This window comes from Pseudomonas sp. 2VD (assembly GCF_005503585.1).
GTDB lineage: Bacteria > Pseudomonadota > Gammaproteobacteria > Pseudomonadales > Pseudomonadaceae > Pseudomonas > Pseudomonas aeruginosa.
The window spans coordinates 1-22,025 of record NZ_SCND01000018.1; the positions used below are offsets into that span (position 1 = coordinate 1).

The 22,025-nt window shown below is 66.6% G+C and carries 19 protein-coding genes; 5 read left to right on the forward strand and 14 right to left on the reverse strand.

Annotated features, from left to right (window positions below; translation table 11 throughout):
- Positions 1–486: 486 nt before the first annotated feature.
- Positions 487–1,803 (reverse strand): MFS transporter, encoded by a 1,317-nt coding sequence (locus tag FFS27_RS03585; RefSeq protein ID WP_003096675.1) that lies wholly within the window; start codon positions 1,801–1,803, stop codon positions 487–489.
- A gap of 287 nt (positions 1,804–2,090) precedes the next feature.
- Here FFS27_RS03585 and FFS27_RS03590 point away from each other — a divergent pair, with 287 nt between their 5' ends.
- Positions 2,091–2,495 carry an acyl-CoA thioesterase gene (locus tag FFS27_RS03590; RefSeq protein WP_003096677.1) on the forward strand — a complete coding sequence of 135 codons (405 nt, stop codon included), beginning with the start codon at positions 2,091–2,093 and terminating at the stop codon, positions 2,493–2,495.
- 45 nt (positions 2,496–2,540) lie between these two features.
- Here FFS27_RS03590 and betA read toward each other — a convergent pair whose 3' ends face one another.
- The 3 genes from betA to betI form a co-directional block, all read right to left on the reverse strand.
- Positions 2,541–4,226, reverse strand: coding sequence for a choline dehydrogenase (gene betA, locus FFS27_RS03595; protein ID WP_003136284.1), 1,686 nt, complete (start codon positions 4,224–4,226; stop codon positions 2,541–2,543).
- Between the two features lie 135 nt (positions 4,227–4,361).
- Entirely contained in the window at positions 4,362–5,834 is a 1,473-nt protein-coding gene (gene betB, locus FFS27_RS03600; RefSeq protein WP_003111336.1) for a betaine-aldehyde dehydrogenase, read from the reverse strand.
- A gap of 60 nt (positions 5,835–5,894) precedes the next feature.
- On the reverse strand, positions 5,895–6,488 hold the full coding sequence (gene betI, locus FFS27_RS03605; RefSeq protein WP_003096684.1) for a transcriptional regulator BetI: 594 nt from the start codon (positions 6,486–6,488) through the stop codon (positions 5,895–5,897).
- Positions 6,489–6,820: 332 nt separating this feature from the next.
- Here betI and FFS27_RS03615 point away from each other — a divergent pair, with 332 nt between their 5' ends.
- Positions 6,821–8,371: a BCCT family transporter gene (locus FFS27_RS03615; protein WP_024947334.1), complete on the forward strand. Its 1,551-nt coding sequence runs from the start codon at positions 6,821–6,823 to the stop codon at positions 8,369–8,371.
- A 216-nt stretch (positions 8,372–8,587) separates the two neighbouring features.
- Here the strand turns inward: FFS27_RS03615 and choV are convergent, their stop codons facing one another.
- From choV to FFS27_RS03630, 3 genes are read right to left on the reverse strand one after another with little or no spacing between them, the layout of a single operon-like run.
- A complete protein-coding gene (choV, locus tag FFS27_RS03620) occupies positions 8,588–9,766 on the reverse strand; it encodes a choline ABC transporter ATP-binding protein (RefSeq protein ID WP_003096690.1) in 1,179 nt (392 codons plus the stop codon).
- 3 nt (positions 9,767–9,769) lie between these two features.
- On the reverse strand, positions 9,770–10,609 hold the full coding sequence (gene choW, locus FFS27_RS03625; RefSeq protein WP_003096692.1) for a choline ABC transporter permease subunit: 840 nt from the start codon (positions 10,607–10,609) through the stop codon (positions 9,770–9,772).
- Between the two features lie 41 nt (positions 10,610–10,650).
- Positions 10,651–11,589: a choline ABC transporter substrate-binding protein gene (locus FFS27_RS03630; RefSeq protein ID WP_003111338.1), complete on the reverse strand. Its 939-nt coding sequence runs from the start codon at positions 11,587–11,589 to the stop codon at positions 10,651–10,653.
- Positions 11,590–12,052: 463 nt separating this feature from the next.
- Here FFS27_RS03630 and FFS27_RS03635 point away from each other — a divergent pair, with 463 nt between their 5' ends.
- Both FFS27_RS03635 and FFS27_RS03640 read left to right on the forward strand, forming a co-directional pair.
- A complete protein-coding gene (locus tag FFS27_RS03635) occupies positions 12,053–13,429 on the forward strand; it encodes an L-serine ammonia-lyase (RefSeq protein ID WP_003111339.1) in 1,377 nt (458 codons plus the stop codon).
- A 419-nt stretch (positions 13,430–13,848) separates the two neighbouring features.
- Positions 13,849–14,952: a GlxA family transcriptional regulator gene (locus tag FFS27_RS03640; RefSeq protein WP_023090977.1), complete on the forward strand. Its 1,104-nt coding sequence runs from the start codon at positions 13,849–13,851 to the stop codon at positions 14,950–14,952.
- Between the two features lie 45 nt (positions 14,953–14,997).
- Here the strand turns inward: FFS27_RS03640 and FFS27_RS03645 are convergent, their stop codons facing one another.
- Both FFS27_RS03645 and FFS27_RS03650 read right to left on the reverse strand, forming a co-directional pair.
- The gene (locus tag FFS27_RS03645; protein ID WP_003096701.1) at positions 14,998–15,246 is read right to left on the reverse strand and encodes a hypothetical protein; all 249 of its coding nucleotides are present in this window, start codon (positions 15,244–15,246) and stop codon (positions 14,998–15,000) included.
- A 268-nt stretch (positions 15,247–15,514) separates the two neighbouring features.
- Positions 15,515–16,408, reverse strand: coding sequence for a LysR family transcriptional regulator (locus tag FFS27_RS03650; protein WP_023101728.1), 894 nt, complete (start codon positions 16,406–16,408; stop codon positions 15,515–15,517).
- A gap of 107 nt (positions 16,409–16,515) precedes the next feature.
- On the opposite strand from FFS27_RS03650, the gene FFS27_RS03655 reads away from it, so the two are divergent.
- Complete coding sequence (locus FFS27_RS03655; protein WP_015649845.1) at positions 16,516–17,583, forward strand: YeiH family protein; 1,068 nt, start codon at positions 16,516–16,518, stop codon at positions 17,581–17,583.
- On the opposite strand, the gene FFS27_RS03660 is transcribed toward FFS27_RS03655, so the two are convergent.
- The 5 genes from FFS27_RS03660 to FFS27_RS03680 form a co-directional block, all read right to left on the reverse strand.
- Complete coding sequence (locus FFS27_RS03660) at positions 17,527–18,522, reverse strand: acylcarnitine hydrolase (RefSeq protein WP_023101730.1); 996 nt, start codon at positions 18,520–18,522, stop codon at positions 17,527–17,529. The two genes, FFS27_RS03655 and FFS27_RS03660, sit on opposite strands and share 57 nt — an antisense overlap.
- Before the next feature lie 5 nt (positions 18,523–18,527).
- The gene (locus tag FFS27_RS03665) at positions 18,528–19,007 is read right to left on the reverse strand and encodes a thioesterase family protein (protein ID WP_003458005.1); all 480 of its coding nucleotides are present in this window, start codon (positions 19,005–19,007) and stop codon (positions 18,528–18,530) included.
- Positions 19,008–19,057: 50 nt separating this feature from the next.
- Positions 19,058–20,023 (reverse strand): L-carnitine dehydrogenase, encoded by a 966-nt coding sequence (locus tag FFS27_RS03670; RefSeq protein ID WP_003096713.1) that lies wholly within the window; start codon positions 20,021–20,023, stop codon positions 19,058–19,060.
- Positions 20,024–20,073: 50 nt separating this feature from the next.
- Positions 20,074–20,958: a 3-keto-5-aminohexanoate cleavage protein gene (locus FFS27_RS03675; RefSeq protein ID WP_021263182.1), complete on the reverse strand. Its 885-nt coding sequence runs from the start codon at positions 20,956–20,958 to the stop codon at positions 20,074–20,076.
- A gap of 73 nt (positions 20,959–21,031) precedes the next feature.
- On the reverse strand, positions 21,032–21,970 hold the full coding sequence (locus tag FFS27_RS03680; RefSeq protein WP_003096718.1) for a choline ABC transporter substrate-binding protein: 939 nt from the start codon (positions 21,968–21,970) through the stop codon (positions 21,032–21,034).
- Positions 21,971–22,025 lie beyond the last annotated feature (55 nt).

Here is a 22,025-nt window from a genome sequence, read left to right on the forward strand (position 1 = left end):
TCACGAGTGTTACTTGCGTTGCTGATAATCTTGCGATCACCAGTCTTACATCACAAGCACCCACACGAATTGCTTGATTCGACTTGTTAAAGAGCAGTTGGTCAAGGCTTTCGTCTCAACCGAGGCCGCGCATTCTACAGCAACCTCTCGTTCCGTCAAGCGTTATTTTCGAAAATTTTCTTTTCTACTCAACCGCTTGCGCCGACCTTCAAACTATCTTCCGATCAGCGGGAGGCGCATTCTACAGCGTTCAAACTCGCTGTCAAGCACCTCGATGAAGCTTCGTTTCGAGTCCCTTTCGGGACCGAACCGCTGCGGCGAACAACCTGCCGGAGCGCTTCACCACCCCTGGGAGAGAATCCGTAAATCCTTGATTTTCAAGCATTTACTCTTCGTCGTCGCCGGGAGTGGTGCGCATTATAGGGAGATAGAAACTGGCGTCAACGATTATTTCAAAAATAATTCAAATAACCGCCGGAAGCGCTTTCAGCCCACCGAAACCGCCTCGCCAGCCGGCTTTTTCTGCGCCAGCAGGTAGAGCCCGACGAGGAAGCCGACCAGGCACAGAGTCACCACGTAGTAAGCCGGCCCCATCGGGCTCTGCTTGAGCAGCAGGGCCACCGCCATCGGCGTCAGCCCACCGAAGATGGCGTAGGCCAGGTTGTAGGAAAAGGACAGGCCGGAGAAACGCACCACCGGTGGGAACGCATTGACCATCACGTAGGGAACGGCGCCGACGATGCCGACAAAGAAGCCGGTCAGTGCATATAAAGGAAAGAGCCAGTCCGGGTGGGCCTTGAGGTTGCCGTAGAAGCTCCAGGACACCAGCGCCAGCAGCACGCTACCGGCAACGAAAGTCAGCCCCGCGCCGAAACGATCCGCCATGCGCCCGGCGACGATGCAGCCAAGGGTCAGGCAGACGATCGCCAGGCTGTTGGCCTTGAGCGCCGTGGCGGCATCGAAGCCGTATACGCTCTGCAGCACGGTAGGGGTCATCAGGATGACCACCACGATCGCGGCCGACAGCACCCAGGTCAGCAGCATCGACACCAGGACGGCGCCACGATGATCGCGGACCACCGCTTTCAACGGCACTTCCTCTGCCAGCGCCTTGCGCTGCTGCAGCTCGGCGAATACCGGCGTCTCGTGCAGCCAGCGGCGCAGGTAGACCGAGAACAGGCCGAACACCCCGCCGAGCAGGAAGGGAATCCGCCAGGCGTAGTCCTGTACCTCTGTCGCGCTATAGAAGCTATTGATCGCAGTAGCCACCAGCGAGCCCAGCAGGATGCCCGCCGTCAGGCCGGAAGTCAGCGTCCCGCAGGCATAACCGACATGCCGTGCCGGTACATGCTCGGCGACGAAGACCCAGGCCCCCGGTACCTCCCCGCCAATCGCGGCGCCCTGGATCACCCTCAGCAGGAGCAGCGCCAGGGGCGCCCAGATGCCGATCTGCGCGTAGGTCGGAAGCAGGCCCATGATCAGGGTCGGCACCGCCATCATGAAGATGCTCAGGGTGAACATGCGCTTGCGCCCGAGCAGGTCGCCGAAGTGGGCCATGATCACGCCGCCCAGCGGCCGCGCCAGGTAGCCGGCGGCGAACAGGCCGAAGGTTTGCAACTGACGCAGCCATTCCGGCATGTCCGCCGGGAAGAACAGCTTGCCGACCACGGTGGCGAAGAACACGAAGATGATGAAGTCGTAGAACTCCAGCGCTCCACCCAGGGCGGAGAGGGACAGGGTCTTGTAGTCGCTGCGGGTCAATGGACGCTGGGCCGGCGCCTCGGGAGCATTCGCGGATGGCATGTCGGGATTGTTCTCTTTATTCGTTCAGCAAGCATGAGCGGGGTTCGACCGGCAGGCGTGTCGACCTGCGACCCGGGGACGCAGGAGCGAAACCATAGCAAATCGACGAATGTCCACACAGTCGGTCGAAGAGAGAACCGGGCGGTCGTCGGCCGCCCTACTCCTCTATATAATGCCCGGGCGCCTCTGAAAGCTGTCCCAAGACCTTGCACCGGCAGGCGTTTTGGGAGAGTTTTCCCCTAAACCGCGCTTGAACAAGAAATCCGGGGGGCACGAGGCCCTTACCTATGATCGAGCTTGAACAAGAAGACCCCATTCCCCAGGGAGACCTGGCCTTGCAGATTACCGCGCTGCCGCGCGAAACCAACGGTTTCGGCGATATCTACGGCGGTTGGCTGGTATCCCAGATGGACCTGGCGGGAACCGCCATGGCCAGCAAGATCGCCGGCGGCCGTATCGCCACCGTCGCCATCGACCGCATGGCCTTCATGGTGCCGGTCGCGGTAGGCGCCCAACTTTCCTTCTATACCCAGACCCTGGAAGTCGGTCGCAGCTCGATCCGCATGCTGGTCGAGGTGTGGAGCGACGACCCGCTGTCCAGCGAATGGCGCAAAGTCACCGAGGCGGTGTTCGTGTTCGTCGCCATCGATGGCAGCGGGCGCACCCGCCCGGTCCCGCCACGCCGGGGCTAGACGCAGGAACGCCGGCTATCGCCGGCGTTCTTGTTTGCGCGTTCCTCAGGCCCGCACGGGGTTGCCGCGTACCGGCGCATCCCCGGCCACGTAGTACTTCGCCGTGCTGCGCGGCAGCGGCTGGCGACCGCGGATCCTGTCGGCGATCTTCTCGGCCATCATGATGGTGGTGGCATTGAGGTTGCCGGTGATGATCAGCGGCATGATCGACGCATCCACCACTCGCAGTCCTTCCATGCCATGGACCCGTCCCTGGCCATCGACCACCGCCATGTCGTCGCTGCCCATCTTGCACGAGCAGGATGGGTGGAAAGCGGTCTCCGCATGGTTGCGGATGAACTCGTCGAGTTCGGCGTCCGACTGCACGTTCACCCCTGGGCTCAACTCGCGGCCCCGATAGGGGTCCAGCGCCGGCTGGTTCATGATCTCGCGGGTCAGCCGGATGCCGTCGCGGAACTCCTGCCAGTCCTGCTCGTGGGACATATAGTTGAACAGGATGCTCGGATGCTGGCGCGGGTCCCTGGACTTCAGGTGGATGCGCCCGCGGCTCGGCGAGCGCATCGAGCCCATGTGCGCCTGGAAGCCGTGCTCCTGCACGCCCTTGCTGCCGTTGTAGTTGATCGCCACCGGGAGGAAATGGAACTGGATGTTCGGCCATTCGAACGCTTCGCGGGTTCGGATGAAGCCGCCAGCCTCGAACTGGTTGCTGGCGCCGAGGCCCTTGCCGAGGAACAGCCACTGGGCGCCGATGGCCGGCTGGTTCCACCATTTGGTCGCCGGGTAGATCGACACCGGCTGCTTGCAGGCGTACTGCAGGTAGAGTTCCAGGTGATCCTGCAGGTTGGCGCCGACGCCCGGCAGGTCATGCACCACCGGGATGTCCAGGTCGCGCAGCAGGGCCGCCGGGCCGACGCCGGAGCGTTGCAGCAATTGCGGCGAGGCGATCGCGCCGCTGCACACCAATACTTCGCGGCGGGCGTGGGCGGTGACCGGGTTGTCGCCGTTGCCCACCAGGTAGGAGACGCCGATGGCGCGCTTGCCGCTGAACAGGATGCGGTCACTCAGGGCGTGGGTGACGATGGTCAGGTTGGGCCGGCCGCGGGCCTGGTCCAGGTAGCCGCGCCCGGTGGCGGCGCGACGGCCCTCCGGGGTGACGGTCCGGTCCATGGGGCCGAAGCCTTCCTGCTGGTAGCCGTTGAGGTCATCGGTTCGCGGGTAGCCGGCCTGCACGCCGGCCTCGACCATCGCATGGAACAGTGGGTTGTTGCCGGCCTTCGGCGTGGTCACGCTGACCGGGCCGTCGCCGCCATGGTAGTCGTTGGGGCCGATGTCCCGGGTTTCCGCCTTGCGGAAGTACGGCAGGCAGTCGAGGTAGCTCCAGTCCTCGAGGCCCGGCTCCTTGGCCCAGCCGTCGAAGTCCAGGGCGTTGCCGCGGATGTAGCACATACCGTTGATCAGCGAGGAGCCGCCCAGGCCCTTGCCGCGACCGCACTCCATGCGGCGGTTGTTCATGTAGGGCTCGGGGTCGGTCTCGTAGGCCCAGTTGTAGCGCCGCCCCTGCAGCGGGAAGGCAAGGGCCGCCGGCATCTGGGTGCGGAAGTCGAAGCGGTAGTCGGGACCGCCGGCTTCGAGCAGCAGGACGCTGACGTCGGCATCTTCGGTGAGGCGGGTAGCGAGTACGTTACCGGCAGAGCCGGCTCCGATGATGATGTAGTCGAATTCCTGGGACATGCAGGCCTTCCTCTTTTCTCGGCATGACACCGGCCGCGACGCTGGCGCGCCGGTGTCTGGAAGTTCGGAATGGCCGGTGTCAGGGAGCGTTGCCTGGGACCGGCCTGGTTAGGGGTTCGAGCGCTGCGTCGAGGCTCAGAACACCGAGGCGTAGTCGCCCAGCTCCACTTGCACGGACTTGATGCGAGTGTAATGAGCCAGGGTGGTGAGACCGTTCTCGCGACCGACACCGGATTGCTTGTAACCGCCGACCGGCATTTCCGCCGGCGACTCGCCCCAGGTATTGATCCAGCAGATGCCGGCTTCCAGGCGATGGATGGCGCGGTGGGCGCGGGCCAGGTCCTGGGTCACGACGCCGGCGGCGAGGCCGTACTCGGTATCGTTGGCGCGGCGGATCGCCTCGTCTTCGTCGTCATAGACCAGGATGCTCATCACCGGGCCGAAGATTTCCTCGCGGACGATGGTCATGTCGTCGCGGCAATCGGTGAACACGGTCGGCGCGACGTAGGCGCCATTGCCGAACGCTCCATCGGTCACACGCTCGCCGCCGCACAGCAGGCGAGCCTTCTGCGCCTTGCCGGACTCGATGTAGCCGAGCACGCTTTCCATGTGCGGGAAGCTGACCAGCGGGCCGAAGTTGGTGTTCTCGTCCTGCGGGTCGCCGAGACGGATGCGCTGCACGCGCTCCAGTACCTTGGCTTCGAAGCGGGCCTGCTGGGAACGGTGGATGAACACCCGGGTGCCGTTGGTGCAGACCTGGCCGGAGCTGAAGAAGTTGGCCATGACGGCGATGTCGGCGGCGCGGTCGAGGTCTGCGTCGGGGAAGATGATCAGCGGGGACTTGCCGCCCAGCTCCATGGTCACTTCCTTCAGCGACGAGCTGGAAGCGCTGGCCATGACTTTCTTGCCGGTGGAGGTGCCACCGGTGAAGGAGATCTTCTCGATCAGCGGGTGCTCGGTCAGCCACTGGCCGACTTCGCGTCCGCTGCCGGTGAGCACGTTGAACACGCCGTCCGGCACGCCGGCCTCGGTGTAGATCTCGGCCAGCTTGAGGGCAGTCAGCGGGGTGACTTCGCTGGGCTTGAAGATCATCGCGTTGCCGGCAGCGAGGGCCGGGGCGGATTTCCACAGGGCGATCTGCACCGGGTAGTTCCAGGCGCCAATGCCGGCGACCACGCCCAGCGGCTCGCGGCGGGTGTAGACGAAACTGGTTTCGCGCAGGGGAATCTGCTCGCCTTCGATGGCCGGGACCAGGCCGGCGTAGTACTCGAGCACGTCGGCGCCGGTGACGATGTCCACCGAGCGGGTTTCCGCCAGCGGCTTGCCGGTATCCAGGGTTTCCAGGGCGGCCAGTTCGTCGTTGCGCTCGCGGAGGATGTCGACGGCGCGACGGAGGATGCGCGAGCGCTGCATGGCGGTCATCGCCGCCCACACCTTCTGCCCCTCGACGGCGCTCTGCACGGCCCGCTCGACGTCTTCCCTGGAAGCCCGCTGGACCTTGGCGAGCACTTCGCCGTTGGCCGGGTTGATGGTCTCGAAGGTGGCGCCACTGCTGGCCTCCACGTAGCGACCGCCAATGTAGAGCTTCTGTTCTTCGAATCGGGCCATGTTGCAGTCCTCTCTTATCGGTATCGCAGGCGCAAGGCGGCGCCGCGGGGGTTTTCGTCCCTACCCCGACTGTTTTGCCAACTGCTGGTCGAGGTAGTCGTAAGCGATGTTCAAGGCCTCGTCGGTATCGAAGGCGTCGCCGGTCAGCGCGCCACGCAACCACAGGCCGTCGATCAGGGCCGCCAGGCCGCGTGCCGCGGCGCGGGCGTCGTCCGCCGAGAGCTGCCGGCGGAACTGGTAGCACAGGTTCGAATACAGGCGATGGTCGTTGACCCGCTGCAATCGACGCAGTGCCGGCTGGTGCATGCTGGTCGCCCAGAACGCCAGCCAGGTCTTCATCGCCGGACCATTGACCTGGCTGTCGTCGAAGTTGCCTTCGACGATCGCTCGCAGGTGCGCCCTCGGACTGTCGTCGTAGAGCGCCGCGCGGCGTTCGCGTACGGCCTTGCTCAAGGCGCTGAGCAGGTGCCGCATGGTCGCTTCCAGCAAGCCGTTCTTGTCTTGGAAGTAGTGGCTGATGATGCCGTTGGAAACACCCGCCAGGCGGGCAATCAGGGCGATGCTGGCGTCTCCCATGCCGACCTGATCGACCGCCTCCAGGGTGGCGTGTATCAGTTGCGAGCGGCGGATGGGCTGCATACCGACCTTGGGCATTGCTATCTCCTCTCGTCGATAGGTGCGTGCGGGCACCGACCGACGTCATTGGTGGCCAGTCTATTTTGTTTTTATTGAACGTTCAATCAACTAAGAATAAGCTCGGCGTCCATGAGCGGCTCCCAGCCTGCGTGCAACCTGGCCCGCGCCGTTCATCACCTCGTCGCCGAAGTCCGCCAAGGATCGCAGAATCCGGGCTTCAAGTGGGGTGGCAATGCTGTGTCTGTAGTCCGCGGCCATAAGCCGCCATGCTTTCACTGCCATGGGGTCATCCTCCAATGAGTACTGCTTCGCCAATAAAAACAAACGAGCAGGTACGTCTGAATCCGATCGTGTTCTTCGGCTCGACCGCACTGATCCTGGTTCTGACCGCCGCCCTCATCCTCTATCCCGACAGCGCCGGAGCCTTGCTCGGCCGCATCCAGGCGTGGCTGTCGCACAGCTTCGGCTGGTACTACATGCTGGCCATCGGCGCCTACCTGTTCTTCGTCGCCTGGGTGGCCTTCTCGCGCTTCGGCACCCTCAAGCTCGGCGAGGAGCATGAAAAGCCGGACTTCAGCTACGGCGCCTGGGCCGGCATGCTGTTCTCCTCCGGGATCGGCATCTCGCTGCTCTACTTCGCCGCATCCGAGCCGATCGACCACCTCTACCACCCGCCCGAAGGCGTTCCCGGCAGCCCTCAGGCGGCGCGCCAGGCGCTGCAACTGACCTTCCTCCACTGGGGCCTGCACGGCTGGGCGATCTATGCCCTAGTCGGCCTCGCCGTCGGTTATTTCGCCTACCGCCATCGCCAGCCGCTGGCGTTGCGCTCGGCGCTCTATCCGATCCTCGGCGAGCGCTGGGTGAAAGGCGCCGCGGGCCATGCGGTGGATTGCTTCGGCATCTTCGTCACCCTTCTCGGGCTGGTGACCAACCTGGGCATCGGCGCCTTGCAGGTGTCGTCCGGTCTCGAGTACCTGACCGGCATGCCGCACAGCAAAGGCACCCTGCTGGCGGTGATCCTGGCGATGAGCCTGGTCGCCACCCTGGCGGCGGTCTCCGGTGTCGAGAAAGGCATCCGCCGGCTGTCCAACCTGAATATCGTGCTGTTCAGCTCGCTGCTGCTGTTCGTGCTGGTCTGCGGTTCGACCCTGGAACTGCTCAACGGCTTCGTACAGAACCTCGGCGATTATCTCGACGGCCTGGTGCTGAAGACCTTCGACCTCTACGTCTACACCGGTGCCGGCACCGGCAAGAGCGAGGAATGGCTGGGCCTGTGGACCCTGTTCTACTGGGCCTGGTGGATTTCCTGGGCGCCCTTCGTCGGTATGTTCATCGCCCGCATCTCCCGCGGTCGCAGCGTGCGCGAACTGGTCTGCGGGGTGCTGCTGATCCCGCTGGGCTTCACCCTGGCCTGGCTGTCGGTATTCGGCAACAGCGCCCTGGACCTGGTGATGAACCACGGCGCGACCGACCTGGGCAAGGCCGCGCTGGAACAGCCGTCGATGTCGATCTACCTGCTGCTGGAACACTATCCGCTGTCGAAGATCGTCATCGGCCTGTCGATCTTCGTCGGCTTCGTGCTGTTCCTCACCCCGGCGGATTCCGGCTCGGTGATGCTGGCCAATCTCTCGCGCAGCGGCGGCGAGCTGGACGAGGACGCGCCGAACTGGCTGCGCATCCTCTGGTCGGCCGTCGTCACGCTAGTCACCATCGGCCTGCTGTTCGCCGGCAACTTCACGGCGATGCAAACCGTCGTGGTGCTCGCCGGGCTACCGTTCTCGGCGGTGCTGATCCTGTTCATGTTCGGCCTGCACAAGGCCATGCGCGCCGACTACGAGGCCCAGGTCGGCGACCGCCGCACCTACCAGCCAGTGCCGGCGCCAACCCAGCACCAGACCTGAATCCGGCGCCGCTAGGGCGCCCTCGCCAATCAGGTGCGTACTTGGCCCGGCGTTTCGCCGGGCCTTTCTTTTCTGCCGCCCGGCGCCCGGCGCATGCCGCAGGAACCGGCGCGCGGGAGCGTGCGAAAGGAAGAACAGACGGAAAAAGCGCGGAGGATAAACGCGAATGCCCGGCAGCGCCGGGCATTCGCAGCGGCCCCGAGCGGGCCTTGGGGGTCAGCCGAGGTTCTTGCCCAGCAGCGCGTGGTACAGCTCGCTGTCGCCGAGCACCCCGACCACCCTGTCCTGCTCCTGCAGGACCAGCTTGTGGCCGGTCTGGTAGCGAATCTGCAGGGCATCGCGCATACGGATGCTGACATCCACCAGGGTCGGTTCGCGGCGCAGCTTCTCCACCGGGTCGCCCTGGCGCCAGCGTTGCAGGTCGATGACGTTGCTGCCCTGGCGCGCGCCCTTGAGCACGTCGCCTTCGCTGAGACCGATCCAGCAGTCGCGGCCCTGGTCGAAGCAGATCTCGTCGTTCTGCCGGATGCACTGGTCGAGGCCACGCATCAGGCTCTGGCCGCACAGCACGTTGAGCGGGTTGGTATGGGCGACGAAGGTACGCACGTAGTCGTCCGCGGGGCTCAGCACGATCTCTTCCGGCTTGCCGTGCTGGATGATCCGGCCGTCCTTCATGATCGCGATGCGGGTGCCGATCTTCAGCGCCTCGTCGAGGTCGTGGCTGACGAACACGATGGTCTTGTGCAGTTGCCGTTGCAGCACCAGCAGTTCGTCCTGCAATTGCTGGCGGATCAGCGGGTCGAGGGCGGAGAACGGTTCGTCCATCAGCAGGATGTCGCCATCCATCGCCAGCGCGCGAGCCAGGCCGACGCGCTGCTGCATGCCGCCGGAGAGCGAGTCGGGACGCTTGTCGCGCCACTGCGAGAGACCGACCAACTCGAGCTTCTCGTCGATCAGCTTCTTCCGCTCGGCGGCCGGACGGCCCTGCATCTCCAGGCCGAAGCCGACGTTCTCGGCCACCGTCAGCCAGGGCATCAGGGCGAACTTCTGGAACACCATGGCGATGCGCTTGGTGCGCATGGCCTTGAGGGTCGCCGGCGAGCAGTTGGCGATGTCCACCTGCGAACCTTCGTGCTCGATCAGCAGCTTGCCGCGGCTGACCTTGTTCAGGCCGTTGATGCAGCGCAGCAGGCTCGACTTGCCGGAGCCGGAAAGTCCCATCAGCACGCAGATCTCGCCGCGGTTGACGTCCAGGCAGGCGTCCTCGACGCCGAGCACCTGGCCGGTGCGCTTGAGGATCTCGGCGCGGCCGAGGCCCTGGTCGAGGAGCTTCAGGGCTTCCTTGGTGTGGGTGCCGAAGATGACGTCCACATGGTCGAATCGGATCGCGGTCATGGCTTATTTCCCCTTCACGGCGCGCTGCTTGCACACCCGGTCGAGCAGGATGGCGAGCAGGACGATGGCCAGGCCGGCTTCGAAGCCGAGGGAGATGTCGGCGGTGTTCAGCGCGTTCACCACCGGCTTGCCGAGGCCATCGGCGCCGACCAGCGCGGCGATCACCACCATCGACAGGGAGAGCATGATGCATTGGGTGATGCCGGCGGCGATGCTCGGCATCGCGTGCGGCAGCTCGATGCGCGTGAGCAGTTGCCAGCGCGAGCAGCCGAAGGCCTTGCCGGCGTCGAGCAGCTCCGCCGGCACGTCCTGGATACCCAGGCAGGTCAGGCGGATCGGCGCGGCGACGGCGAAGATCACCGTGGAGATCAGGCCCGGCACCACGCCGAGACCGAACAGGGTCAGGGTCGGGATCAGGTAGACGAAGGTCGGTACCGTCTGCATCAGGTCCAGCAACGGCCGCAGCGCGGTGTAGAACCACGGCTTGTGCGCGGCGACGATGCCCAGCGGCACGCCCACGGCGATGCACACCAGGGTGGCGAATATCACCTGGGCGAGGGTTTCCATGGTCTCCTGCCAGTAGCCCAGGTTGAGGATCAGCAGCAACGAGGCCAGGGCGAACACGGTCAGCCCCCAGCTGCGCTGGATGAAATGCACCAGCCCTACCAGCAAGGCGATCAGCACCAGCGGGTTGAACCAGAGCAAGCCGTTGGTGACGCCATGGATGAGGAACTCCAGGGTGTCGGAGATCTTGTCGAAGAACGATGCGCCATGCAGGGTCAGCCAGTCGACGAAACCGGCGATCTGCTCTCCCAGCGGGAGCTTGTGATCAGTCAGGAACATAATCAGGGTCCATCAAGAGCGGGAAATGAACGACCGGTCGCCTACTTGGCGAACGCCAGCTTGGCCGCGGCTGCGGCAGGCTGCCCGTCGCGCGTGGTGACACCGGCCAGCCAGGCATCCAGCTGTTCCGGGTGATCCTTCAACCAGGCCTTAGCGGCTTCCTCGGGTTTCTTGTTTTCGTTGAGTACCGCGTCCATCAGCTTGTTCTCCATCTCGAGGGTGAAGCTGAGGTTCTTCAGCAGTTGGCCGACGTTGGCGCACTCCTGGGCGTAGCCCTTGCGCACGTTGGTGTAGATGGTCGCGCCGCCATAGTTGGGGCCGAAGAAGTCGTCGCCGCCTTCCAGGTACTTCATCTGGAAGCGGGTATTCATGGGGTGCGGCTCCCAGCCGAGGAACACCACCCACTGGTTGCGCCGGATGGCCCGCTGCACCTGCGAGAGCATGCCCGCCTCGCTGGATTCCACCAACTTGAACTTGCCCAGTTCGAAGGCGTTCTTGTCGATCATGCTCTGGGCGACGCGGTTGCCGTCGTTGCCCGGCTCGATGCCGTAGATCTTGTTGCCCAGCTTGTCGGAGAACTTCGCGATATCGGCGAAGCTGCGCAGGCCGCCGTCGTAGACGTACTGGGGAACCGCCAGGGTGTACTTGGCGCCCTCCAGGTTGGCGCGCAGTGTCTCGACCGTACCTTTCTCGGCGTACTGCTTGATGTCGTTGGTCATGGTGGGCATCCAGTTGCCCAGGAATACGTCGAGGTCGTTGTTGGCCAGGGAGCGGTAGGTCACCGGCACCGAGAGCAGATTGACCTTGGTCTTGTAGCCGAGGGACTCGAGGACCTGGCGGGTGACCGCGGTGGTCACTGTGATGTCGGTCCAGCCGACGTCGGCGAAACGCACCGACGCACAGGATTCGGGCTCCGCGGCCTGGGCTGCCAGCGGTGCGCACAGAGACACGACCAGCAGCCAAGACTTGCAACCTTTCATAGCGAACTCCTCTGCAGGGTAAGGCGCCGGCGCTACCCCGAAGGGCGCGGCGGTCTGTCTGTATCGGGCCGACCGGTAGCGGCCCTCAGCGGGCAATTCGTGAACGATCATGAAACAGGACGCATCCGTCGCCTACAGGGTGGGTCGCAACCAGTGCAGGCGGGGTCGCATTCAGTACCCGCTGTGTCGCATTCAATCATAGTGGTCTTTGCCGGCGACCAGCGGATGCCGTTTTCGGAGCGGCGCGAGCCCGTTCTCATTCCGACGCCGTGCAGGTGCAGACGCCCCCCGGCCGCAGAGGTTCCCCGATCCGGGCGCGGACGCGGCGCTTTTGGACATGGCCGGGTCGGTGGCGGATGCGGCCCGCCTCGGGGAAAGCCCGATGATGCGCAGGAATCGCGGGCGGAGGAGCCGCCACCCCCACTACGCAGGCACGGATGCCGCGGCAATCCCGGAGGCCGGCATGGCTATCAGTGTGTTCGACCTTTTCAAGATCGGTATCGGTCCGTCCAGTTCGCATACCGTCGGCCCCATGCGCGCCGCCGCGCTGTTCACCGCTGCCCTGCGCCAACGCCAGGCGCTGTCGGCGGTGCGGCGTCTCGAAGTGCGCCTGTACGGCTCTCTGTCCGCCACCGGCGTCGGCCACGGCACCGATCGCGCGGTGATCATGGGCCTGATGGGCGAATGGCCGGATCGTATCGACCCGACCCAGATCGCCCCGCGCATGGCCGCGCTGCTCGATAGCGGCCTGCTGCAACTGGACGGCCGCGTGGCGGTACCGTTCGACTGGGTGCGCGACATGCGCCTGCTCGACGAGAACCTGCCCTACCACCCCAACGCCATGACCCTGGTCGCCTACGGCGAGCAAGGCGAACTGCACCAGGAGACCTACTACTCGGTGGGCGGGGGCTTCGTGGTCGATGCGGCACAGGCCGCCTCGGGACAGCTCGACCAGGACCACACGGTGCTGCCCTACGACTTCTCCAGCGCCGAGGAACTGTTGCTGCTGTGCAAGCGCCACAACCTGCGGGTATCCGAGCTGATGCTGGCCAACGAACGCATCTGGCGCAGCGAGACCGATATCCGCGAAGGCCTGCGGCGCATCTGGCAGGCGATGCGCGATTGCGTCGACAACGGGTTGCGCAACGAAGGCATCCTTCCCGGCGGGCTCAACGTGCAACGCCGCGCCGCGCGCCTGCACCGCAACCTGCAGGAGATCGGCAAGCCCAACGTGATCGGCTCGACCCTCAGCGCCATGGAATGGGTCAACCTGTTCGCCCTGGCGGTGAACGAGGAGAACGCCGCCGGCGGACGCATGGTCACCGCGCCCACCAACGGCGCGGCGGGGATCATCCCGGCGGTGCTGCACTACTATATGAAGTTCAATCCCGACGCCCAGGACCGCGACGTCGTCGACTACCTGCTGGCCGCCGCCGCGGTGGGCATCCTGTGCAAGAAGAACGCCTCGATTTCCGGCGCCGAGGTCGGCTGCCAGGGCGAGGTCGGCTCGGCCTGCGCGATGGCCGCCGCCGGCCTGGCGGAAGTCCTCGGCGCCACCCCGGCGCAGGTCGAGAACGCTGCCGAGATCGGTCTGGAACACAACCTCGGGCTGACCTGCGACCCGGTTGGCGGGCTGGTCCAGGTGCCCTGTATCGAGCGCAACGCGATCGCCGCGGTGAAGGCCATCAACGCGGCGCAAATGGCCTTGCGCGGCGACGGCCAGCATTTCATCTCGCTGGACAAGGTGATCCGCACCATGCGCGACACCGGCGCCGACATGCACGACAAGTACAAGGAAACCTCGCGCGGGGGCCTGGCGGTGAACGCCATCGAGTGCTGAACCGGAATTGCTCACGAAACGATCGAGACGCCACTTTTTGGCGCATATGACGCGTGACCGGGCGGTCGCCATCCGTCACACTGCGGGGTAACGGCTCGCCGCCCGTCGTTACCTTTGTCGCCACGGCCGCTGCCCCGCCTTCTCGCCGGGGGCCGCCCTGGTGCTACCGAAATGCCCAGGCGCGCGGCGCGCCGCCAGCCGTCGCCCATGCTGTCGTTGTGCCAGGCCCGAGTGGAAATGCCGGGCTAAAGCCTTCCGGCTTTTTTGATTGAACGCCCAATCAATATAGGCATGGCATTTGCCTTGCTCTGGTTACAAGCAACGCCGACGGCGTGGCCCAAGCAGCCACCCGGAAATTCCAACAATCATAAAAAAAGCCTCGTGAGAGGCCTGCTTGCTCAGCGTGAGGAGATACACCCATGACCACGTACGCGCCCGGAGTTCCGCCACAGAACCGAAATCCGCAGTCCATCGGCTTCCTGCTGCTGGATAACTTCACCCTGATCTCCCTGGCCTCGGCGGTGGAACCGTTGCGCATGGCCAACCAGCTCTCGGGACGCGAACTCTACCGCTGGCATACGCTGAGCCTGGACAGCCGCCAGGTCTGGGCCAGCGACGGCCTGCAGATCACCCCCGACGCCGGTACCGACAACGCCCCGGCGGTGGATTGCGTGATCGTCTGCGGCGGCGTCGGCATCCAGCGCAGCGTCACCCGCGAGCACGTCACGTTCCTCCAGGCCCAGGCCCGCCAGGGTCGGCGCCTCGGCGCGGTGTGCACCGGCAGTTGGGCGCTGGCCCGCGCCGGCCTGCTCGACGGCTACGATTGCAGCGTGCACTGGGAATGCCTGGCGGCGATGCAGGAAGCCTTCCCCCGGGTGGCCATGAGCACCCGCCTGTTCTCCATCGACCGCAACCGCTTCACCTCTTCCGGCGGCACCGCGCCGATGGACATGATGCTGCACCTGATCGGCCGCGAGCATGGCCGCGAGCTGTCGGCGGCGATCTCCGAGATGTTCATCTACGAGCGCATCCGCAACGAGCAGGACCACCAGCGCGTGCCGCTCAAGCACATGCTCGGCACCAACCAGCCGAAGTTGCAGGAGATCGTCGCGCTGATGGAGGCCAACCTGGAGGAACCGATCGACCTCGACGAACTGGCGGTCTACGTCAACGTCTCGCGTCGCCAGCTCGAGCGGCTGTTCCAGAAGTACCTGCACTGCTCGCCGTCGCGCTACTACCTGAAGCTGCGCCTGATCCGCGCCCGCCAGTTGCTCAAGCAGACGTCCATGTCGATCATCGAGGTGGCCTCGGTCTGCGGCTTCGTCTCCACCCCGCACTTCTCCAAGTGCTACCGCGAGTACTTCGGCATCCCGCCGCGCGACGAGCGCCAGGGTCAGCCGCTGGGCCAGCCGGTGGTGCTGATGCCGATCCCGCAGGACCTGGCGCTGATGCCCAACTCCTCGGCGCTGTCGGCCCTGAGCCAGGCGCAGGGCGAGTCTACCTTCGCCAGCGTGCGGATCTGACCGCGCGTCCCTGCCCGCCCCGTCCACGGGGCGGGCAGGGCCTTGTCAGCCCCGCGGCACCAGCGCCGGCAGCAGTTGCCGGGAAATCGCCTCGCGCACCGCCGGCAGCAGCGTGGCGTGCCCGCCGAGCATGTCCTCCACCAGCCGCCGCAGCGCCTGGGCGCGCTCCGGGCTGAGGCCGCGCACGGCGTATTCGCAGGCCTGCTCCGGAGTCGAGTCCGGCGGCACGCTGAAGCCCAGCGCCTGCAGGCGTTCGCGGAAATCGTCCTGGTCGATCAGATCGGCGTGCATCATCGCGGCAGCTCCTTCGATGGGGATTGCCATCGATTCTGCTGAGCCCACGTCGCTCCCGGCAAGGGGGCTGTCCCGCCTGGACATGGGCAGGTCGTTTTCGGCTAATTCGACCGTCAGCGACACCGCCACAATCACCTCCAGCGGCTTGCGGAATGCAGCGGACGGCTTCCGGAAAACGCCAGACTCACACTGAGGGCCGTTCCTGGCTCCTTTTTCATCCCCCTCCGCGCGTCGGGCGCGGCAGGGGGATCTTTTTGCCGGGAGCCGGCTAACCGGCGTCGAGTCCCGCCCGACAGTGTTCCCAGAAGCGCTCGAAGCCCGGCGAGAGGAACTTGTCGCGCTGGCGCAGCATGTAGAAACGCCGGCGCAACGGCGGCAGGCTGCTGCGCAGCTCGACCAGCGCGCCGGAGGCCAACTGTTCCTCGACCACCCAGCGCGACAGGCAACTGATGCCCAGCCCGGCGGCGACGCTGTGCTTGATCGCCTCGGAGCTGCCCAGGTCCAGGCCGTCTTCCAGGTAATGCAGGTGGCCCAGCAGGGCGTGGCTGACCTCCTCGCGCGTGCCCGAGCCGGGCTCGCGCAGCAGCCAGCGCGCCCGGCGCAGGGCCTCGCGGGAGACCTGGGTGCGCAAGGCCAGCGGGTGGCCGGGCGCCGCCACCACGATCAGGCTGTCCTCGAGCCAGGGCTCCACCCGCAGGCCCGGCTCGTGGCAGGGGCCTTCGATGAGGCCGATGTCCGCCGCGAAGGTCACCACGTCCTGCACCGCCGAACCGGTGTTGCCGATGCTGGCGTTGACCCTCACCCCCGGCTGCTCCCGCTCGAAGGAGGCCAGCAGGCGTGGCAGCACGTAGTTGCCGATGGTGCTGCTGGCCGCCACCGTCAGGCTCGCCTGGGGCGCGGCGGAAACCGCGAACTGCTGCTCCAGTTGCGCCACCCCGTCGAGCAGGCGCAATGCCTGGGGCAGGAAGCGGCGGCCGACCTCGTTCAGTTGCAGACGCTTGCCGACCCGGTCGAACAGGCGCGTGGAAAGCTGCGACTCCAGCTCGTTGAGCGCGGCGCTGGTGGCCGACTGCGACAGCGAGATGGATTCCGCCGCCGCCGTGGTACTGCCGCAGCGAGCCACCGCACAGAAGATCTGGAGCTGACGGAAACTGAGGGCCATGGACTCACCTACCTGTTTTTCAGGTATTTAATACAGAAACTATTCGTTTCACAAATTCATGCCCGCTACCTAACCTGCGTCCCGTGACCTCACCTGAGGAGCGAAGGATGCACACCCTCCCCGTCAAGACCGGTACCAGACCCCTGGCCCAGGTCCAGAAACTCATCCCCGGCCTGCTGCTCAGCGCCGCCCTGGCCGGCGCGGCGATCCTCCTGGGTCGCTCGCAATGGTTGCAGCACAACGGCATCAGCGCGCTGACCCTGGCCATCGTGCTCGGCATCGTCGTCGGCAACACCCTGTACCCTCGGATCGCCGCCGGCAGCGCCGCCGGCGTCGGCTTCTCCAAGCAGATCCTGCTGCGCGCCGGGATCATCCTCTACGGCCTGCGCCTGACCTTCCAGGACATCGCCGGCGTCGGATTGCACGGCGTGCTGCTGGACGCCCTGATGCTCGCCAGCACCTTCGGCCTGGCGTGCCTGCTCGGCACCCGGCTGTTCGGCCTGGACCGCACCACCACCCTGCTGATCGGCGCCGGCAGTTCGATCTGCGGCGCCGCCGCGGTGATGGCCACCGAGCCGGTCGTGCGCGGCCGTGCCGAACAGGTCGCGGTGGCGGTCTCCACCGTGGTGGTGTTCGGCACCCTGGGCATCTTCCTCTATCCGGCGCTGTTCCAGCTCGACCAGGACTGGGGGCTGCTGCCGCGCGACCCTGGCACCTGGGGCGTGTACATCGGTGCCACGGTGCACGAGGTGGCCCAGGTGGTCGCCGCGGGTCGTTCGATCGGCATCGAGGCAGCGGATACCGCGGTGATCGCGAAGATGGTCCGGGTAATGATGTTGGCGCCCTTCCTGATCCTGCTCTCGGCCTGGCTGGCACGCGACAAGGCGCACCGCCGGCAGCACAGCGGCGCGACCAAGATCACCATTCCCTGGTTCGCCGTCGGCTTCGTACTGGTCGCCGGGCTCAACTCGCTGGTCAGCCTGCCGCCGGCGCTGGTCAGCCACGTCAACGACCTCGACACCTTCCTCCTGGCCATGGCGATGGCCGGCCTCGGCCTCGGCACGCACCTCTCGGCGATCCGCCGCGCCGGCCTCAAGCCGCTGCTGCTGGCCGCCCTGCTATTCGCCTGGCTGGTGCTCGGCGGTGGATTCCTCACCCGCCTGGCGCTCGCCTGAGTCCTCCGCCAGGAAGCCCTGCACGGCCCGTCGCAAGGCCTCGTGCAGGGCTTCCACCTCGTCGATGCCGTGGCCGCGCAGGCAGCCATGGACCAGCCCGTTTCCCGGATAGAACCCTGCCTCGCCACCCGCCGCGCGTAGCGCTGCGCCATAGCGCTCGCCGTCGTCGCGCAGCGGATCGAATTCGGCGACCGCCACGAAGGCCGGCGGCAGGCCAGTGAAATCAGCGGCCTCCAGGGGCAGCGCCAGCGGCTGTCGGTACAGCGCTGCCAGCGGCAGGTAGGCGTCCAGGCACGCCTGCACATCGCCGAGGCCGAGCAACGGCGCGTCGACGCAGTCGATCCGCGAGGGCGATGGCGCGGCGGACAGCAAGGGATAGAGCAATATCTGCGCAGCCGGCGACGGCGCGCCGCCATCGCGCAGGGCCAGGCACAGCGCCGCCGCCAGGTTGCCGCCGGCGCTGTCGCCGGCCACCAGCAGGCGTCGCCCATCCAGCGCTTCGTCCAGCTCGCCCAGGCTCAGCGCCTGCCAGGCACGCAGGCAATCCTGCAATGCCGCCGGGAACGGATGCTCCGGCGCCAGTCGGTAATCCACCGCCAGCACCAGCAGGCCCAGGCGCGCCGCCAGGTCGGCGCAGATGAAATCGTGTGAATCGAGGCCGCCGAGCATCCAGCCACCACCGTGCAGGTAGAGCAGCGCCGGCCAGCCACCGGGCGGTGCCGGGCGGTCGGGGCGATAGCGGCGCACGCGCACCGGCGGCGCGGCCGGCAAGCAGGAGTCGAGCACCCGCAAACCGGCCGGGCGCGGCGGCGCGAACGCCTGGCACATCCGCGCGTAGGCCGCACGTTGCGCATCCAGGCGCGGACTGTCGCTGGCGAACGCCCGGCTGTGCTCGACGAAGCGCCACATCGCCGGAGACAGCGGATACTTCGCAGCCATCGCGCTCAGCGCACCGGCGGCAGGCCGATCACCCGACCGACGCCTTCCGGCACGGGGAGCGCGCGATGTGCCTCGGCGAGCGCCTCGACCCGCGCCAGCACCTCGCCTGCGAACGGTACCGAGCGCGGGCCGTCGAGGCTGACGTGGAGCAGCATCTGCTCGCTCAGCGCCAGCGCCTGCCCGCTGCCAGGCAGGTACAGGGCATGGTGGATATGCAGGCGCTTGCGATCGTGACCGAGCAGTTGCGTGCGCACCTCGACCCTGGCGCCCTCCTTCACCTCGTGGAGGAAGTTCAGGTGGCATTCCAGGGTGAACAGCGAGTGTCCGCTGGCGTCGCGGTTCTGGCTGTCCAGGCCGATATGCGCCATCAGCGCATCGGTGGCGTAGCTGAACACCAGCAGGTAGAAGGCATCGCGCAAGTGGCCGTTGTAGTCCACCCACTCGGGCAGGACCGGCGTCTCGTAGGTCGTCAGGGCTTGGCTCATGGCAGGCTCCGTGGTTGCGCTCCGCCCGGCGGGGCGGAAGGCGCGTCATGTCACTCGGCGAAGGCGAAGCCGTGCCGGGCCTTGGTTTCCCTGATCGCCCCGAGCACCGCCAACAGGCAGTCGTCGCGGTAGCGCTCAAGCTCGGCGATGCTGCGCGCACCCTGCTGCTCGGCGGTGCCCTCCACCACCCGGTCGATCAGGGCCTCGGTGAGTTCCGGCGCCGGCAGGTAGGTCCAGGGCAATTGCAGCGCCGGGCCGAACTGCGCCATGAAGTGGCGCATGCCGGCGTTGCCACCGGCCAGGGTGTAGGTCAGGAAGGTGCCCATGAACGACCAGCGCAGGCCGGCGCCGAAGCGGATCGCATCGTCGATCTCGCCGGTCGTGGCCACGCCGTCGTTGACCAGGTGCAGCGCCTCGCGCCAGAGCGCCTCGAGCAAGCGGTCGGCGATGAAGCCGGGCACTTCCTTGCGTACGTGCAGCGGACGCATGCCCAGCGACTCGTAGACCCGCATCGCCGCCCGCACGGCCTCGGCAGCGGTGCGTTCGCCGCCGACCACCTCCACCAGCGGCAGCAGGTAGACCGGGTTGAAGGGGTGGCCGACCAGGCAGCGCTCGGGGTGGCTCGCCTCGGCGTAGAACTCGCTGGGCAGCAGGCCCGAGGTGGACGAACCGATCAGCACGTCGGGCCGCGCCGCGGCGCTGATCCTGGCGTGCAGGTCGAGCTTCAGGTCGAGCCGCTCGGGGGCGCTCTCCTGGATGAAATCGGCGTCGCCTACGCATTCCTCGATGCTCGCGACGAAACGCAGGCGCTCCTGCGCCGCGCCGGGCGCCAGGCCCTGTTTCCGCAAGGCCGGCCAGGCATTGGCGACGCGCGCGCGCAACGCCGCTTCGGCGCCCGGCGCCGGATCCCAGGCGACGACGTCGAGGCCGTGGGCCAGGGCGCGGGCGATCCAGCCGCTGCCGATGACGCCGCTACCGAGGGCGGCGAAGGTCTTGATCTCGGTGACGAAGGACATGGACATCTCCAGAGGTTGTTCCCGCCCCCGACGGGGCGGGGAGGAAGAAATCAGCGCGGCTTCAGGTTCATCCTGCGGCGCCCTTCCGCCGGGCTCAGGGCGCGCCCGCCGAGGCGCTCGATGATCTCGATGGCGCGCTCCACCAGGCTGCCGTTGCTCGCCGGCACGCCCTTGTCCAGCCAGATGTTGTCCTCCAGGCCGACCCGCACGTTGCCGCCCAGCAACATGGCCTGGGCGACCATCGGCATCTGCGTGCGGCCGATGCCGAAGCCGGCCCAGGTCGCCCCCGGCGGCAGGTTGTCGGCCATCGCCTTCATGGTCGTGGTATCGGCCGGCGCGCCCCAGGGAATGCCCAGGCAGATCTGGAACAGCGGATCCTCCAGCAGCCCTTCCTGGAGCATCTGCTTGGCGAACCAGAGGTGGCCGGTATCGAAGATTTCCAGCTCGGCCTTGACCCCCAGCTCGGTGATGCGCCGGGCGCCGGCGCGCAGTTGCGCAGGGGTGGAGACGTAGATGTAGTCGCCGTCGCCGAAATTGAGGGTGCCGCAGTCCAGGGTGCAGATTTCCGGCAGCAGCTCCTCGACATGCCTGAGCCGCTCCAGCGGGCCGACCAGGTCGGTGCCGGCACCGAACTCCAGGGGCTGCTCGCCCTTGCCGATCTCCAGGTCGCCGCCCATGCCGGCGGTGAGGTTGATGATCACGTCGGTGTCGCTTTCGCGGATACGCTCGACCACTTCGCGGTACAGCGCCACGTCGCGGCTGGGCTTGCCGGTGGCGGGGTCGCGGACGTGGCAGTGGGCGACGGTGGCGCCGGCCCTGGCCGCCTCGATGGCGGCCTCGGCAATCTGTTTCGGGGTGACCGGGATCGCCGGATGCCGGCCGACGGTATCGCCGGCGCCGGTCACCGCGCAGGTGACGATGACTTCATGGTTCACGGTGGTAGCTTCCTGTATTCGGGGGTGTACGAAGCCCCGCCCGGCCGCGCCGGGCGGAACGGATAGGTGCGGGTTACTTCAGCGAGGCCTGGAGCGCGGCCAGGCCGTCCTTGCCGTCGAAGGTGCTCACGCCATCCAGCCAGGCCTTCAGCGGCTCGGGGTTGGCCTTCAGCCACTGGCGCGCGGCGTCGAGGGGCTGGGTACGATCGAGGATCGGCGCCATCACCTGGCTGACCTGGGCGCTGCTGAAACGCAGGTTGTGCAGCAGCCGGGCGACGTTGCCGCACTGCGCCTGGTAGCCGGCGGCGGTCATGGTGGAGACGGTGGCCGCGCCCTCGTCGGGACCGAACACATCCTCGCTGCCGGTGAGGTAGGTCATGTCAATCTGCAGGTTCATCGGATGCGGCTTCCAGCCGAAGAACACCACCCACTGCTTGCGCTTGATCGCCCGCTTCACCGCCGTGAGCATCCCGGCCTCGCTGGACTCCACCAGCTGGAAGCCCTTCAGGCCGAAACGGTTGTCGTCGATCATCTTCCGGGTGATGCGGTTCGAGCCGCTGCCCGGCTCGATGGCGTAGATGCGGCCGCCAAGCTTGTCCTTGAAGCGGGCGATGTCGGCGAAGGTCTTCAGCCCGCCCTCGGCGACGTAGCTCGGCACCGCATAGGTGGACTGCGCGTCGGCCAGGGTCGGCGGCTCGATCACTTCGATCCGGCCTTTGTCCAGGTAAGGCCTGGCGACCGGCTGCATGGTCGGTTGCCAGTAGCCGAGGAACAGGTCCAGCTGCTTGTCGGCCAGGCCGGCCAGGACGATCTGTTGCGAGGCGCTGGTCTGCTTCACCTGGTAGCCCAGGCCGTCGAGCAAGGCTTCGGCCACGGCACTGCTGGCGACCACGTCGGTCCAGTTCACCGTGCCCAGGCGCACCGTGCGGCACTGCTCGGGTTCGGCGGCCAGGGCGGCGCCACTGGCCAGGATCAGCAGGGCGCAGCCCAGCTGGCGAATCGTCGTCTTCATCGGTCTCCCCTCGTGCGGCTATTGATTGTTTTTCTGCGAGGTGGGCGCCGGCCCC